The following is a 14,858-nucleotide window of genomic DNA, read 5'->3' as shown; positions in this document are numbered from 1 at the left end:
TCTTCCTTAATTTTTACATTCGGTCAGGATCGAAATTCTTGAAAGCAAATTCAACTTCCTCTCCGTCATGAAAATACAATTTTTCTTTTCCAATGATTTGATAATTTTCGTGACCTTTGCCACATACTGCTAGAATTCCGCCAGCTGGAAGTTGTTCAATACCGTAACGAATGGCATCTCTGCGATCTTCAATTCTTTGAAATGATGTGAAATCTTTTGAGAATCCAGATTGAATCTCATCCAAAATAAGACTAGGTGACTCGGTACGTGGATTATCGGAAGTTATAATTACTAAATCTGAATTATCTTCAGCGATTTTCGCCATTTCCGTACGCTTTGTACGATCCCGATCTCCACCACAACCGAATAGACAAATGAGATAAGTTGGTTTCATTTCGCGACAACTCTGCAAGATGTTTAGGATAGCATCGGGTGTATGTGCATAATCGACAACGGCAAGTTTGTCACCAGTTGAAGAATGATAGATGTCAAATCTTCCGGGAATTCTAGGAACATATTCGCAAAGAAAAGAAAGTTTTTCTGGAGCAATATCAGTGCTCATCCAAGTGGCAATTGCGATAGATAAATTGATAACATTGAATCCACCCAAAAGATTGGTCTTGATACGAAGAGTTCTTTGAAATGTAGATTCTGGAATAGAATGACAAAAAAGGAAGTCGGAACCCTTAATTCCCAATGTAGTATTCATGAATTGAAATTCTTCGCCTTTTCCTATATAAGAAATCGGAGTTTTCATTGACCTATCAGCCAGAAGTTTGGCTATTTCCGATCCACCAGATGCGTCTTTATACACGATTCCATATTTATCTTTTTTGGAACTTTTTTCCAACAACACAAATAATTGAAATTTACTCAATAAATAATCATCCATAGTTTTGTGAAAGTCTAGATGATCCTTTGTTAGGTTAGTAAAAATTGCTACATCAATCTCGACGCCGTTCATCCTTCCAAGTTTTAATCCATGAGAGCTTGCTTCCATGAAGACAAATTCAATTTCGTCATCGACCATTGCTCTTAGAATTTTTTGTAGAAGTGAGGGTTCTGGTGTCGTATATCCCGTATCTATCGTCTCGGTTCCAAATCTTGCATTTACAGTTCCGATCACACCAGACTTAATACCAAGTGTCATAGAGAAATGATAGAGTATATGAGTTACTGAAGTTTTACCATTTGTTCCAGTTACTGCGAAGATCTTTAGGTTTTTTGATGGATGTCCAAGAAGAAATGAAGCAATATCACCATGAATAGATAAAATTAATTCTTCAGATTCAATTACTGTTGGGAAATAATTTATTGCTTCATCTAAAAATTTTGAACCTTTGTAGGCAATACAAGTAGTTGATCCATTGTCTATTGCATTCTGGAAATGTTCGATTTTACAGTTATTGTCATCGATTAGAAAAATATCTTTCTTTTCGATTAATCTGGAGTCAGTCCAAATATACCCAATATCTGAATCTTTGCTTCCTTTAGCTAAGCGTAATGTGGGAAAATTATTGAGAAGACTAGATATTTGCATTATTTCTTAAGCTCTTTGTTCGACGGAAGTATGAGCGTCTGGATTTTCCATTTCTCTCCAGGTTGAACTTCTCTATAATTCCTTTCAAAAATTCTATCCACCTTTTCTGATGAGGACTCGGTAAGAATCGAAATTTTCAATTCTTCATTTTTTTTCGTTAGGCTTTCCTTGGCTGAGATAACCTTTTGAATTTCTCTTTTTATTCTATTATACTCGGTGGATTGCCAAACATTCAGAAAGAAAAGAAATCCGAATAAGCTCGGGAATATCATTAATTTTAGATTATTTTTTAAATCAATCCATGTCCACTCGATCATTTTCCGGCCTTATATTTTTTAGTATCGGAAGATCTCTGAATTGCCCGTAATTTTGCTGATCTAGAAGGTGGATTCTTTTCGATTTCAAGCTCGCTTGGTAAAACTGGCTTTTTATAAATAAACCGAAAGTCATCCTTGGTTTGAATGATATTACGAAATTCGTGCTTAACAATTCTATCTTCCAGAGAATGAAAACTAATTATTTGAATGATTCCTTTTGGATTCAGTAGAAAAGGAAGTTGCGATACAGCTTTCTTGAGGTGTTCTAGTTCTTGATTTACTTCTATTCTTAAAGCTTGAAAAACTCTAAAAGCTGGATGAGATTTAGGCGGCCAGAATTTTCGAGGAATTGCAGATTCTACAATTTTTGCTAAATCATAATTGCTTTCTATTGGATTGTTTTTTCTTTTTTCGATGATTCTTTCTACAATTTTTTTGGTCCATCGCTCTTCGCCAAATTCATAGAAAATTCTTTCCAATTCTTTTGCTGGATAATTGTTCACCAAATCAGCTGCACTGTTTTCTCGTCCAGATAGGCTCTGATCCAATCGCATATCTAAGGGTTCTGTGCCGCGAAAACTAAACCCTCTTCCTGATTCAATGATATGAAAAGTGGAAATCCCAAGATCTAATAATATTCCATCGGCAAGCCCGTTCTCCCAGCCTCTCTCTTTCAAGTCCTCCGAGGTAAGTTCAGAATAATTTAGCAATTTTGTTGTAATATTTTTTTTATCAGGGATTCTCGATTCAATTCTTGATAGCATGATTGGATCTCTATCTAATACGAGAATTTCTGATGTAGGAAAAGCGTTGAGAACTTCGAGAACATGTCCTCCTTCTCCCCCTGTTCCATCAATAAATCTAAGAGGTCGATCTTGGGCAAAATTATCCAAATACGTATCAATTATTTCTTTAGCAAGAACTGGGTAATGTGTAACTGAGAATTCTTCCAAATTGAGTCCGTAATATTCCTAAACTTTCTTCTGATATATTGTATGTCCCAAAAACTTATATTTATCTGATATTCCAAACATCGTTTCGGAATGTCCGATGATAAGATATCCGAATGGACACAATACTTCTTCAAAATTGGAAAATAATTGTTTCTGAGTGGGCTTATCAAAATAAATAATCACATTTCGGCAAAAAATCAAATCCATCTTTTCACCTAACGGATATGGTTTTTCGAGCAAATTGATTTTTTTGTATTCAATCAAGGATTTTATATTTGGTTTAGCTTCATAATAAATCACATTATCTTTTACAGATTTTGTGAAATATTTTTGCTTCATATTTTCACTTACAACATCTAGGCGATCGAATTTATATATTCCCGTTTTTGCCAATTGTATTACATTAGTATCAATATCTGATGCAATGATTTTAATATTCCAACCAGGCTTACCGCCGAAAAATTCCAATGCTGTAATTGCGATTGAATAAGGCTCTTCTCCAGTTGAACTCGCCGAACACCAAATACGAATTTTCTTATTTCCGGTTTTTTTCGACTCTTCTTCCATATAAGGAAAAAACGTATCTTTTAAAAATTCAAAATGATGGTTTTCTCTGAAAAAATCAGTTTTATTCGTCGTTATTCGATTGATTAAATCTGTAATTTCTGTTTCTAAAAAGCTTGCAGATGATTTGAGTCTCTGAACATATTCCTCAAAACTATTGAGATTATGAACTCGCAGTCGAACGTTGAGCCTGGATTGAACCATAATTTTTTTATGAGGCGCAAGGAAAATCCCAGTTTTTTTATAAATAAGATCTTTTAAATATTCAAATTCTGAATCTTGAATTGTGGCTATGCTTGATCGAAATTCTGTCATAATACCTTTGCTTGGAATCATCCTGGTCGTCGTCTAAAAATACAACTCGATTTTTAACTATGTCACTCTAGGTTGGAAAAATGCGAGTAGGTGTTGTAAAAAGTTTAAATGCGCGTCCTTTGACTTGGGGATTTGAAAAAGATAATACTGTGCAAAAAGTATATGACACCCCGAAAGTTCTCGCTGAGATGCTAGTCGCCGGTGAATTGGACACTGCTTTGATATCATCAGTTGAATGTCTTCGGCATAGTGATTCTCTTCAATACAGTCTTAGTGTCGGAGTCTGTGCGCGCACTGGAGTGCGTTCTATATTGTATTATAAAAATCTTACTGAGTCCTTCCCACCGAGTATGATTTCCGTCGACTCAGGTTCAAGGACAAGTGTTGCGCTACTGGAGTTGCTTTTTCTTCTTGAGACTGGTAAAAAAGTCATAACCCAGGCAGATTCACCAGAAAATATTATGAAGGAGATCAGTAAGGGATCTGGACATCATATGTTATTCGGTGACAACGCGTTGAATTGTTCATTCAATTCCGATATTTTCCAAGTTCGAGATATCGCTGAATGGTGGTTTAGCTTAACTGGACTTCATTTTATTTTTGCATTATGGGCATACCCAAAAGCCAAGCCAATTGAAGACAAGATTTTTGTTTCGAGTTTGGAATACGGATTGCAAAACATCGACGAGATCATTTCAAGTGAGAAGAAATTTGATTCCGATTTTGTACGAAATTATCTACAAAGAGAATTGCATTACATCCCCGATCAGAAAAGCTTACAGGGTTTTGAGAAATTCTCAGAACTCTTGCGCTCGAACAACCTACTTTAGAAAAATCTAAGTTTGTATTCCCAGATTTTGCCCTGGCTCTTTTCCATGGAATCAGATAGAGGATAAACATAGTTGAGTGCTCCGAGACTTACACTTCCTTTATTGGATAGGCATTCCGTGTTCGGAGGAAATAAGATTTTGAATTTCATACTTCCTTCTTTGAGAAGTTTAGTAATCTCATTCATGATTTTTTTCTCTCCCACTGAGCTACCTTCTAAAAATTCTTCGGAAAGCGAAGGAAATTCTCTTTTTACAATGAGAGTTTTGCCTTTGTATTTGGTGATCATATTTCCCGGAAGCAATCTTTCTAATTCAGAAAGATCGATAAAATCCAATTTATAACTTACCTTGCCTTTGTAATTGAAGAAGGGCTCTTCATACTCGCCTTTTTCTAAGAGGCGAAATTGGTAGTCCTTGATTTTATTGGCCGATCCACTTAAGCCTTGGCTGATTTTTTCTTCGATGTCTTCTTTCTTGGTTGGAAGATAACGAATCATGGAAGAACGTTTATCTTCTTTTAGTGGAACTTCATAACTGATCTCGACAAATCCTGAGAATCCTTTCTTGAACGTAATCGTCTCTTCGTATTCGAAACAATTGGCTAGAGTGAGTAATAATAAGATTGGTATAATGCGAAAAGACTTCATTCCACTTATATTTAGGAAGAATATTGAATCATGTCAAGTAAAAAGAAAGGCTCCAAAAGGAGCCCTCTTTTCAAAAATCCGCTTTCTAAAAATTATTTAGAGATTGGATAAGCTTCGTTACCGTGTTCTAAGATATCCAAACCTTGGATTTCTTCTTCTTCGGAAACTCTAAGTCCCATAGTTTTCTTCAAGATAAAGAAAATTATGAAAGATGCACCAAATGCCCAAACAAAAGCAACTGCGATTCCAATCAACTGAGTAATAGTCTGATCAATTCCATGTCCGTAGAATAATCCACTTTCAAGGTTGAATAGACCGGCAGCTAGAGTTCCCCAAGCACCACATACACCGTGAACGGAGATTGCACCAACAGGGTCATCAATTTTTAGTTTGTCGAACATAAGAACACTGAATACAACAATCACACCAGCGATCAAACCGATTGCAACCGATGCACCAATACTTACACCATCACAAGGAGCTGTAATTCCAACAAGTCCTGCTAGAGCTCCGTTCAATGTTAAACCGATATCTGGTTTCTTGTATTTGATCCAAGTTACAAACATCGCAGCTAAAGCACCAGCCGCAGCTGCCATTTGTGTGTTGATTGCGATTAGAGCAAAGTCACCACCACCAACGGAAGTCGTAGAACCAGGGTTAAAACCGAACCAACCTAACCATAGGATGAAAACACCTAAAGCAGCCATTGACATATTGTGTCCAAGGATAGGAGTCACTTTTCCATTTGGTTGAAATTTTCCAATTCTAGGTCCAACCAAGATCGCACCAGCTAAACCAGCCCAAGCTCCAACGGAGTGAACTACTGTAGAACCCGCGAAATCTAAGAATCCCATATCTTCTAGAAAACCAGCATAATTGTCGCCACCCCATAGGCTTCCCCATGCGAAAGAGCCATAAACTGGATAAATGATAGCAGTAATCACAACCGAAAATACGATATAAGTAGCAAATTTTGTTCTTTCAGCCATAGCTCCAGAAACGATCGTCGCAGCAGTTGCAGCGAACACCATTTGAAAGATCAAGAATGCATTTCCCCAATTGCCTTCAGCATCTGTTAAGCTGTCTGCAAGTGATGGAGTTCCAATACCAAAACCTTCGATTAGAGGTGGTCCGAACATAATGGAAAAACCGATTAGCCAGAAAGCTATCGAACCCATCGAAAGGTCCGCAAGGTTTTTCATTAGAATGTTCACGACGTTTTTACTACGTGTGAAACCAGCCTCAACATACGCAAAGCCAGCTTGCATAAAAAACACCAAGAATCCTGCTATGCAGGTCCAAAGCCAATCTGTTTCGGCCCTCAGTGTTTCTATTTCAGCCTGGAGGCTTTCCAATGTCAATGGTTCAGCCGCTTCTGCAGTGGGTGAAGCATCAGTTGCCGGAGCATCCTGAGCATTCAATCCAGCTACACTCATAAGCACAGCAAACAGGATTATGAATCTTAACATTCTCTTGTTTTCTCCTTTTTCCTTTGATTTTAACTTAAATTTATTTAAATCCATTTTACACAACCGCCTTTCTATTGATATCTTCTAGTCTGGATAATGACTGCTTGAGAGATTCATTGTTAGGCGTACTTTTTACGCCTTGTTGCAATACTTTAATTGCTTTTGGTCTTGCGTTTTCTTTCAGATAGCATCTAGCAAGTAACAAACTTGCTTTGGCAAATGAATGATCGCAAGAGAGAGCTTTTTTGAGAGATCGTTTTGCTTCTGGAATTTTTTCGCCCATATAGTAGGCGCGACCCAAAAGAAAATGGGATATTGCTGTGTTCTCACCAGTAGTTTCAATATATTCACTGAAATATTTTATAGATTCCAAATATTTCGCATCTCTATAGTGGATCTTACCCAAGAATAAGAGATTTTCTTTGAGAGATGGATCAATTGAATAAGCTTTGAGTGCGAGTGCATAAGCTTCTTCATCGTTTCGCTTGCTATTTGCTATTTTTGCTTGTTTGATATATGGTACAGCATCACGAATTGTTTTATTGCATTGGATCATAAGTAAGGATAAGTCATCGCCGTTAGGTGCTTCCCCTTTAAACTCTTTGAATCTTTGAACAAATTTCTCAGAAAGATCCTTCATGAAAAGTTTCTGATTTCCAGATTCCAATTTGGCTTTTTCCTGAATGATCCAATCAATTACACCTTCAGTACCAGCCTCTTCCCGATTGATGTTTTTTTGTTCAGAAAATCCATCAGTCAATAATACCAATAAATCGCCAGGAGACAACTTCCCTTGCTTTTCTTCGTAGTCCGCTTTTCTAACTTCGAGAATTCCAAGAGGAACTCCTTTTGTATCAAGCTCTTCAATTGTTAAATCATCACTATGGATATGGAGCATCTTTTGATGTCCACCATTGATGTAACCATAACTATAATCCGAGAATATACGAACTATAAATGCGGTAAAATATGTCGACTCAGGTAGTTGTCCTCTAAGTGACTCACCTAACTCTTCCATGATTTCCGACAAGCCCAATCCAGATTGCACGCATCTTCTAAAATGGTGGTGGATAGCCATGGTTACAAGTGCAGCAGGAATTCCATGTCCTGATACATCGATATTAATTGCAGTTATAGAATTGCCTTGACGAACTACATCATACAGGTCTCCACTGACCTCAACCATAGGTTCGTAGTATGTTCCAAAATAAAGTCCATTCCAAGGTGAAAGATCCTGAGGAAGAATCTGGGATTGAACATTTCTTCCCATCTTCATATCCCATTCCAACTGAGCAAGAATGGCAGCCTCTCGCGCACGAGCGGTCATCAATCCCTCGATCAATCGCACACCTGATAGTGCAAGCGTTAGCTGTGATCCCAATGCTTCTAAAATTTCTAAATCATCAGTGATAAAGAAGTTGTCCATATCACTTTCAACGGAAAGAGTTCCAAGCACTTCATCCTTTTGCATCAGAGGAATGCACATGACACATTTAGTTTGTTCTTCCTCGTCAATGAATTGAGGAGAGTTCGTTAAGTCTTGAATGATTAAGGGATTTTTATTAACGAAAGCCGTTCCCGAATAACCTTCTCCAGGTTTTAGATTTCTTCTTGGAGGTTCTGTTGGTTTAATAAATTTTACAGGTACTAAGAACTCGCCGTCATAGAGGCGCAAAGTAGTATTGTCTGCTTCAAATATTTCTTTGCATGTATTTAGAACGGTTTGGAAAAGGTCGTCCTCTTTATCAACATTTGCAAATTCTTTGGAGATATAAAGTAGGATTGCAATCTTATCTTTATCAGTAAGACCACCTATTACTTTATTTTGTCCTCTAAATCGAACAACTTTTCGTTTTGCTACATTGAACTGGAACATAAGACCTTCTGATCTAATAGTTTGCAATTATTGTGCCATAGCATGTAAAAGGTCTATATTGGCAGAATCATCGCTTTTTGCTTAGAAAGTGTGCTTATTATTTGAGCAGGCTTCTGCCGCATTGATCAAAATATAAACAAAAAGTATATGATCTAGTTAGAATGATTGTATTTTGTGATGATTTTCTCCCTAAAAAATCGGAATTTTAAGGATTATTTGATTCTGGAAGTTCAAATTCGGAATCGGGAGGAATTTTTTTCCCATATTCTTTAATAGGAATCGATGCATAAGATAGAGAAAATGCAAAGATCGTCTCACCTGGCCTTCCGCCTTTCTGCGAGGTAATATTGTAATCTGTGATTCCAAGGTGCATGGAAACCACATCACTTGTCTCGGAATTTTCCCATCTCCAACTATAGCTTGAACCAACTCCGATACCTAAGGATCTCAGATTTTTGCCGGTTCTATCATAGAGTCCACCCATTTCTATTCCCGAACGTATATCCAAGTTTTGGATCAGAAATTTATTTTTTTGTAAGGAAATCGATCCACCCCATTCTGCACCAATTCCCCGTTCCCAGTCCGGAGTCACTTTTTCGTTGTTGAGAATACGCTCCGATCGATCCCAGAAAATTTTTCTGATCTCAGCATGGAGAAGAATATCCGAATCTAGTTTGTATCCTACGCCCACAGCGGTTCTTGCAGGAAGGGTTTCTTTCAAATTTTCATTTTCGCGATAGTCTTCCATTCGATACTTTCCAGGATAATCGACAGAGATTCCAAAACTCCAATTATCGTTCAAATATGCAAGGCTTAGATTACCGGAATAGCTCCAAGTACTAAAGGATTCCTTCCTTTGCATTGCGCCCGGTCCCAGACCAAAAGACATCGCCCAGTTGTCCGATAACTTAAAAGCTAAACCGATATGTCCTTTAGTAAAATGCTGCTGCTTTTCGTTAGTAAAATATTGAGAATACATATGAGAGTAGCTTGCGTAAAATCCCCAAAATTCGGAGACATTGTAAAAAGTTCCAGCTCCTCCAGGTTGAACACTGGAGGAAGTTCCGTTCTGGTAAGCCATTTGCCCACCCAAGTCCAGGACAGAAATCTCATTCATTTGCAGAAACCCGGGATTCGTGTATATGGATCCAGAAGAATGCGGACTCCCCACGCCCAAACTTGCCATACCCATACTAATCGGATTGCCGTAATTGATAGAGTAATTTGGAACCGACTGAGCGGATAGTTTCTCTCTAAAGCCCAATATATAGGCCAAGAGCATAATCATCAGAAAGGATTGTTTTATATTCATATTCTCGAACTATGGAGATAACTTGTCCACGATCCTAGTCATCGCTAGTCAGAAAAGGTGTTTTTTACTCTATGAATTTCAAAACATTTGAATCTCCGCAGAAATGGTTTCGATTCGAGTATCCTGCAAATTGGGAAATTCTTGTAGTTGAAGGAATTCCTGCTTTCTTTGATCCGGAAGACTCTGGAGTCTTACAGATCAATTCCCTTGAACATAAGGAAAAAGAAGCCGACTCAGAGCAGGAACTCATCAATTATTTGAAGATACAAGAAATTGAGTACAATGAAGATTTAGTTGCCAGATTTCAAAACAAACAAGGTACACAAATCGTATCATGCGAGTTCATGAAAGACGATAGACATTGGTGTGTATATTCGATTTCAAATGGAAAACGATTGATCCTTGCTACTTTTAATACAGATGGAAAAATTACGGACTCGATGTATATCACACTCACGAAAATATTGAGTTCGATTCGCTTTTAAACATTTTTAAAATAAATTTCTATTGACTTTGATTTCCAATATTTATAATAAATGGAAATTAATTTATAGGAACCATATAATGTTAAAGAAAGTCGGAATTGGAATCGGTGGTTTTTTTCTAGTCCTAATTGTTACTTCAGTTATCGGACTTTTATTACTTAGTTCATTTTTAACCCCAGAATTTCTTACCAAGCAAATTGAATCTTCAATCAATGTTCGAGCTAGTGTTGATAAAGTAAATATAAGTCTATTTTCAGCGCTTTCCTCTGTCGAAATTGAAGGAATCCAATTCGCGAAAAGGGATTCTGTTGCTGATAGTGGGCAGCCTCTTTCTGAGAGAAAAGAACTTCAGAATGCAGTTCTATCTTTAGGGAAAGTGGAGCTTGGTCTTAGTTTTGGAGCTATTCTAAAAAAAGAATTCCGATTGGATAAGCTACTTCTTATCGAACCAAAAATCGATTTAGTACTTTTTGAAAATGGATCGAATAACCTCTCCTCACTTTTTCTTCCTCCTGTAACAGTGGATGGTGAACCAAACCCATCTCTCACTCCTGAAGCATTGGCAAAGAGAAAAGAAGCCGAAGAAGAAGCAAAGCGCAGTGAAGCATCCAATACATCCAAGGAACCCTTTTCAATTAAAACTGTTCCCGTATCTCTCAATGTAGGAAGCCTTGGAATCAAAAATGGTGATATTCAAGTAACTATGAAAAAAACTGGGCAGATCATTCAATTGGGTGGCACAGATTTAGTGATTAGTGATCTGGATATTGTTCCTGATGATTTAGAAAATCATAATAGTTTGAAATTACAATTTTCTTCTGACATCCTTGTATTAGGTGCGGGTAGAAAAGAATCTGCCAAATTTATTTTAAATTCGAATGGAACAATCACACCTTTCGATATGAAATCAGGAGAGGTCAATCCGGCAATCGTTCACTCTGTTACTTTAGAGGAAGAATCTTTTATCAATGGATTTGCTGCTTTTGATGCTCTCTCGGGTTCTCTACCTGTTTTGAAATCTGCCAATATCAAAATGGATAAACTCAGTCAAAAAGCCGAACTCAAAAAAGATGTGAGTTTCAAAGTTGGTTATTCTAAAGGAAGAGTTAGCTTCAAAGATTCGCCAGTTTTTCCTACAACTAACTATGATTTGAAAATTGAGGAAGGATCTTGGATACAGATCACTGACAATAGCCACTTGCTTCGAGGAAATATCGTAGCATCCAAAGATGAATCTGATAAAGCACTTAAGGATATTAACAAGTCACTAGCTTCTGCTAAAGGAGTGGATTCGGAAGGAATCAAAAAGCAATTGTTAGGAAATATCTTGCAAGGTGATCGGATTGCTTTGCCTTTTCAATCCAGCGGAAATATCAAAAATCCAATAGTAACCCTAGCAATTCAATTGCCTTCACTTACTGATTTGTTAAAAGGACAAGCAACTAAAGCTGTTAAAGATGCAATTGGTAAAGAACTCGAAGGTAAAATTCCAGGTGGTGCCAAAGACGCATTGAAGAGTTTCGGATTTTAATTTTTTCGTTAGTAAATTTAAAATTTCTGCGGATTTAGTTAATCTTAGTTTAAACAAAAAACCCCGAGAAGCTTCAAACTTCTTGGGGTTTTGTTTTTTTGAATTAGATTTTTATGAAATTACAAAAAGGGAAATGAATTATTTCCCGCTTCGTTTTCTCATATTCGGATCTAAATGTTTCTTTCTGAGCCTGAGGCTTGCAGGTGTGACTTCGAGCAATTCATCGTCATCCAAGAATTCTATCGCTTGTTCTAATGAAAGTTTCTTATGCGGAACCAATCTGATTGCCTCATCGGAACCAGATGCTCTCACGTTGGTTAGCTTCTTTTCTCGAACTGGGTTCACTTCAAGATCGTTTTCACGGCTATGAACGCCAATGATCATTCCTGAATAGACAGAGATTTGAGGTCCAAGAAAAAGATCGCCTCTTTCTTGAGCTTTCCACAATGCATAAGCTGTAGTTTCTCCTGTGTCCATGGAAATGAGTGCACCGTTTTTGCGTCCTGGCATTTCACCTTTGAATTTATCGTAGCGAAGAAATAGACTCGACATTGACCCTTCACCGCGAGTCTCCGAGATAAAGAACCCTCTAAATCCAATAATTCCACGAGTTGGAATGATGTATTCAACACGAGTCATTCCAGAAGCATGTGCATCCATAACAGTCATTTCACCTTTTCTTCGGTTCAATTCTGCAATGATTGTGCCGCTATAAGCATCTGGTATGTCCATAACAAGATTTTCGTATGGTTCAAGCTTGTCGCCATTCTCGTTCTTTTTGATAATAACTTCCGGTCTGGATACATTCAATTCATATCCTTCTCTTCTCATGGTTTCAATGAGAACGGATAGATGAAGCTCACCTCGACCGAGAACTTTGAATCGATCTTTATCTTCTGTTTCTTCGAGTCTTAAGGCAACGTTGGTTTCTAGTTCACGCTCCAATCTTTCTTTGAGTTTACTTGTTGTAACAAATTTTCCTTCTTTACCAGCAAATGGAGAATTGTTTACAAGAAAGAACATCGAAACAGTTGGTTCTTCAACTTTGATTGCAGGAAGTGGAAAAGGTTTGCCTAAATCACAAACTGTATCTCCGATAAACACATCTGGAATACCGGCAATAGCTGCAATATCTCCTGAGCCCATTTCATCTTGCTCAACTCTTTGTAATCCTTGAAAGCCAAAGATTTTGGAGATTTTGTAGTTGGAGTTTGTACCGTTTGTACGGCACATAGTAACATCCATTCCTCGTTTGATTTTTCCAGCATAAATTTTACCAACAGCGATACGACCAACATAATCGTTGTATCCCAGGGATGTTACTTGGAATTGTAGAGGCTCTTCATCTTTTGGTACAATTTTTGGAACATGCTTTAGGATCATATCCAATAGAGGAGAAATATCTTTACCAGGTGCATCTTTAAGATCGGTAACTGCCCAACCTTCTTTTGCCGAAGCATAAATAATTGGAAAGTCCAACTGTTCATCATTTGCACCAAGATCACTGAATAGATCAAAAGATTTATCTACAGAGAATCCTGGACGCGCGCCATCTCTATCTACTTTATTGATTACTAATATTGGTTTATGTCCTAGTTCTAAAGACTTTCCTAGAACGAATCGAGTCTGCGGCATTGGACCGTCGAATGCATCAATTAGAAGAAGAGTACAGTCTGTCATAGACAAAACTCGCTCTACTTCTCCACCGAAGTCAGCGTGACCTGGTGTATCAACAACGTTAATTCGAGTATCTTTATAAATAACCGATGTGTTCTTGGCAAGGATAGTGATTCCTTTTTCTTGTTCTAAGTCATTAGAATCCATGATTCTTTCACGATCTTCTTTTGCATTTACAGAACCAGTCTGTCTCAAAATTGCATCTAGAAGTGTAGTTTTTCCGTGGTCGACGTGGGCAATGATTGCGATATTGCGAATTTCCATAATTTAATTACCATAAATTTGTTTGTGTTTTTCCTGTCTATGGGTATTTGACCTTGACTACAGCGCCTGTCCTGAAAACCTGGACAATTAGCATAGATTCAAGGATTTCTCATATGTTCGCAATTATTTCAGTCGGAAACAAACAATACAAAGTAGAAAAAGACCAAGTTTTCTTATCAGAGAAAAGTGGGAAAAACCCAGGTGAAGAATTCAACGCAAGTGTTCTTCTTGTTGCTGATGGTAACAAAGTAAATGTTGGTGCATCTCCGCTCGCAGGTGCAAAAGTTGTATTGAAGGTAGTTGAAGATTTACGAGGTAAAAAGATTCGTGGATTCAAATACAAAAGGAGAAAGAACTACAAACGTGCTTGGGGACATAGACAAGATCTCCAAAAATTGCAGGTAGTTTCAATCGTTCCAGCTTGATAGAAGTTTTAATAACTAAGAAACAAGGACTTTTTACCGGACTTCTAGCTCAAGGACATGCTTCTTTGGCATCCGGTTCTAAGGGAACCAATGTTCTTTGCGCTGCGGTATCTACTTTAGTGCAGACCATGTTTCTATATTTGAAAAAAGAAAAAGCTGTCACTGCGATGGCAAAACAAGAAGGTGTTCTCGGCTTCCAGTTGTCGGAAGTTCGGAATCCAAAGCTTTCGATCTTGGTTGACCAAGCATTTCAGATGACAATTATTGGTCTGGAAGCACTAGCCTCAGAGAATCGCGAAGAGATTCAGGTTAGGATTATTGAAGAATTTATAGAAGAAGATAAGAGAGCGGTGTCATAAAAGGCACTTCTTTACATTAGGAGATTTAACATGGCACATAAAAAAGGTGGTGGTTCATCTAAGAACGGTCGCGATTCTCAATCGAAAAGATTGGGTGTAAAGATCTATGGCGGTCAAAAAGCGATCTCAGGAAATATCCTAGTTCGTCAAAGAGGAACCAAAATGAAGCCTGGCAAAAATGTTGGAGTCGGTCGTGACCACACATTGTTTGCTCTCGTTGATGGCGTAGTTGCCTTCGAACATGTGGATAAGAAGAGACAGCAGGTTTCTGTTCATCCAGCAATCGCCTAACCA

Annotated in this window: 15 protein-coding genes; 6 read left to right on the top strand and 9 right to left on the bottom strand. The window is 37.7% G+C overall.

Going from position 1 to position 14,858, the window contains the following annotated elements; all coding sequences use genetic code 11:
• Positions 1 to 13 precede the first annotated feature (13 nt).
• From O4O04_RS11700 to O4O04_RS11685, 4 genes are read right to left on the bottom strand one after another with little or no spacing between them, the layout of a single operon-like run.
• Positions 14 to 1,540 carry a UDP-N-acetylmuramoyl-L-alanyl-D-glutamate--2,6-diaminopimelate ligase gene (locus O4O04_RS11700; protein ID WP_272531884.1) on the bottom strand — a complete coding sequence of 509 codons (1,527 nt, stop codon included), beginning with the start codon at positions 1,538 to 1,540 and terminating at the stop codon, positions 14 to 16.
• Positions 1,540 to 1,857, bottom strand: coding sequence for a hypothetical protein (locus O4O04_RS11695; RefSeq protein ID WP_272531883.1), 318 nt, complete (start codon positions 1,855 to 1,857; stop codon positions 1,540 to 1,542). Before O4O04_RS11695 ends, O4O04_RS11700 begins: the two co-directional genes overlap by 1 nt.
• Positions 1,854 to 2,810 (bottom strand): 16S rRNA (cytosine(1402)-N(4))-methyltransferase RsmH, encoded by a 957-nt coding sequence (rsmH, locus tag O4O04_RS11690; RefSeq protein WP_272531882.1) that lies wholly within the window; start codon positions 2,808 to 2,810, stop codon positions 1,854 to 1,856. Before rsmH ends, O4O04_RS11695 begins: the two co-directional genes overlap by 4 nt.
• An 18-nt stretch (positions 2,811 to 2,828) precedes the next feature.
• Entirely contained in the window at positions 2,829 to 3,689 is an 861-nt protein-coding gene (locus O4O04_RS11685; RefSeq protein ID WP_272531880.1) for a CheR family methyltransferase, read from the bottom strand.
• A gap of 80 nt (positions 3,690 to 3,769) precedes the next feature.
• On the opposite strand from O4O04_RS11685, the gene O4O04_RS11680 reads away from it, so the two are divergent.
• On the top strand, positions 3,770 to 4,519 hold the full coding sequence (locus tag O4O04_RS11680; protein ID WP_272531879.1) for a menaquinone biosynthetic enzyme MqnA/MqnD family protein: 750 nt from the start codon (positions 3,770 to 3,772) through the stop codon (positions 4,517 to 4,519).
• On the opposite strand, the gene O4O04_RS11675 is transcribed toward O4O04_RS11680, so the two are convergent.
• The 4 genes from O4O04_RS11675 to O4O04_RS11660 form a co-directional block, all read right to left on the bottom strand.
• Positions 4,516 to 5,166 (bottom strand): hypothetical protein, encoded by a 651-nt coding sequence (locus O4O04_RS11675; protein ID WP_272531878.1) that lies wholly within the window; start codon positions 5,164 to 5,166, stop codon positions 4,516 to 4,518. The two genes, O4O04_RS11680 and O4O04_RS11675, sit on opposite strands and share 4 nt — an antisense overlap.
• A 92-nt stretch (positions 5,167 to 5,258) precedes the next feature.
• Complete coding sequence (locus tag O4O04_RS11670) at positions 5,259 to 6,635, bottom strand: ammonium transporter (RefSeq protein ID WP_272531877.1); 1,377 nt, start codon at positions 6,633 to 6,635, stop codon at positions 5,259 to 5,261.
• Positions 6,636 to 6,690: 55 nt separating this feature from the next.
• Positions 6,691 to 8,511 carry a SpoIIE family protein phosphatase gene (locus O4O04_RS11665; RefSeq protein ID WP_272531875.1) on the bottom strand — a complete coding sequence of 607 codons (1,821 nt, stop codon included), beginning with the start codon at positions 8,509 to 8,511 and terminating at the stop codon, positions 6,691 to 6,693.
• 205 nt (positions 8,512 to 8,716) lie between these two features.
• Complete coding sequence (locus tag O4O04_RS11660; RefSeq protein ID WP_272531873.1) at positions 8,717 to 9,823, bottom strand: PorV/PorQ family protein; 1,107 nt, start codon at positions 9,821 to 9,823, stop codon at positions 8,717 to 8,719.
• Between the two features lie 71 nt (positions 9,824 to 9,894).
• Between O4O04_RS11660 and O4O04_RS11655 the strand changes: the two genes are divergently transcribed.
• Both O4O04_RS11655 and O4O04_RS11650 read left to right on the top strand, forming a co-directional pair.
• Positions 9,895 to 10,308, top strand: coding sequence for a DUF3805 domain-containing protein (locus tag O4O04_RS11655; protein WP_272531872.1), 414 nt, complete (start codon positions 9,895 to 9,897; stop codon positions 10,306 to 10,308).
• 79 nt (positions 10,309 to 10,387) lie between these two features.
• Positions 10,388 to 11,839, top strand: a complete 1,452-nt coding sequence (locus O4O04_RS11650; protein WP_272531871.1) for an AsmA family protein — start codon at positions 10,388 to 10,390, stop codon at positions 11,837 to 11,839.
• 138 nt (positions 11,840 to 11,977) lie between these two features.
• Here the strand turns inward: O4O04_RS11650 and typA are convergent, their stop codons facing one another.
• Positions 11,978 to 13,780: a translational GTPase TypA gene (typA, locus tag O4O04_RS11645; RefSeq protein ID WP_272531870.1), complete on the bottom strand. Its 1,803-nt coding sequence runs from the start codon at positions 13,778 to 13,780 to the stop codon at positions 11,978 to 11,980.
• A 113-nt stretch (positions 13,781 to 13,893) separates the two neighbouring features.
• Between typA and rplU the strand changes: the two genes are divergently transcribed.
• Genes rplU through rpmA form a run of 3 tightly spaced genes read left to right on the top strand, consistent with a single transcriptional unit; the run spans position 13,894 to position 14,855 of the window.
• Positions 13,894 to 14,205: a 50S ribosomal protein L21 gene (gene rplU, locus O4O04_RS11640; RefSeq protein WP_272531867.1), complete on the top strand. Its 312-nt coding sequence runs from the start codon at positions 13,894 to 13,896 to the stop codon at positions 14,203 to 14,205.
• Positions 14,202 to 14,564 (top strand): ribosomal-processing cysteine protease Prp, encoded by a 363-nt coding sequence (locus O4O04_RS11635; RefSeq protein ID WP_272531865.1) that lies wholly within the window; start codon positions 14,202 to 14,204, stop codon positions 14,562 to 14,564. Before rplU ends, O4O04_RS11635 begins: the two co-directional genes overlap by 4 nt.
• Positions 14,565 to 14,594: 30 nt before the next feature.
• Entirely contained in the window at positions 14,595 to 14,855 is a 261-nt protein-coding gene (gene rpmA, locus O4O04_RS11630; protein ID WP_272531864.1) for a 50S ribosomal protein L27, read from the top strand.
• The last annotated feature ends 3 nt before the right edge of the window (positions 14,856 to 14,858 follow it).

This window comes from Leptospira sp. GIMC2001 (assembly GCF_028462125.1).
In the GTDB taxonomy this organism is placed as follows: domain Bacteria; phylum Spirochaetota; class Leptospiria; order Leptospirales; family Leptospiraceae.
Note: the sequence above shows the minus strand (reverse complement) of the source record. Positions and strands in the feature narration are given on the sequence as shown.

Excerpts from the sequence above, each read along its gene's own strand:
- typA (WP_272531870.1), bottom strand. The coding sequence starts at position 13,780 with ATGGAAATTCGCAATATCGCAATCATTGCCCACGTCGACCACGGAAAA.
- rplU (WP_272531867.1), top strand. The coding sequence starts at position 13,894 with ATGTTCGCAATTATTTCAGTCGGAAACAAACAATACAAAGTAGAAAAA.
- rpmA (WP_272531864.1), top strand. The coding sequence starts at position 14,595 with ATGGCACATAAAAAAGGTGGTGGTTCATCTAAGAACGGTCGCGATTCT.
- O4O04_RS11680 (WP_272531879.1), top strand. The coding sequence starts at position 3,770 with ATGCGAGTAGGTGTTGTAAAAAGTTTAAATGCGCGTCCTTTGACTTGG.
- O4O04_RS11660 (WP_272531873.1), bottom strand. The coding sequence starts at position 9,823 with ATGAATATAAAACAATCCTTTCTGATGATTATGCTCTTGGCCTATATA.
- O4O04_RS11665 (WP_272531875.1), bottom strand. The coding sequence starts at position 8,511 with ATGTTCCAGTTCAATGTAGCAAAACGAAAAGTTGTTCGATTTAGAGGA.
- O4O04_RS11700 (WP_272531884.1), bottom strand. The coding sequence starts at position 1,540 with ATGCAAATATCTAGTCTTCTCAATAATTTTCCCACATTACGCTTAGCT.
- O4O04_RS11695 (WP_272531883.1), bottom strand. The coding sequence starts at position 1,857 with ATGATCGAGTGGACATGGATTGATTTAAAAAATAATCTAAAATTAATG.
- O4O04_RS11685 (WP_272531880.1), bottom strand. The coding sequence starts at position 3,689 with ATGACAGAATTTCGATCAAGCATAGCCACAATTCAAGATTCAGAATTT.
- O4O04_RS11675 (WP_272531878.1), bottom strand. The coding sequence starts at position 5,166 with ATGAAGTCTTTTCGCATTATACCAATCTTATTATTACTCACTCTAGCC.
- O4O04_RS11670 (WP_272531877.1), bottom strand. The coding sequence starts at position 6,635 with ATGTTAAGATTCATAATCCTGTTTGCTGTGCTTATGAGTGTAGCTGGA.
- O4O04_RS11655 (WP_272531872.1), top strand. The coding sequence starts at position 9,895 with ATGAATTTCAAAACATTTGAATCTCCGCAGAAATGGTTTCGATTCGAG.
- O4O04_RS11650 (WP_272531871.1), top strand. The coding sequence starts at position 10,388 with ATGTTAAAGAAAGTCGGAATTGGAATCGGTGGTTTTTTTCTAGTCCTA.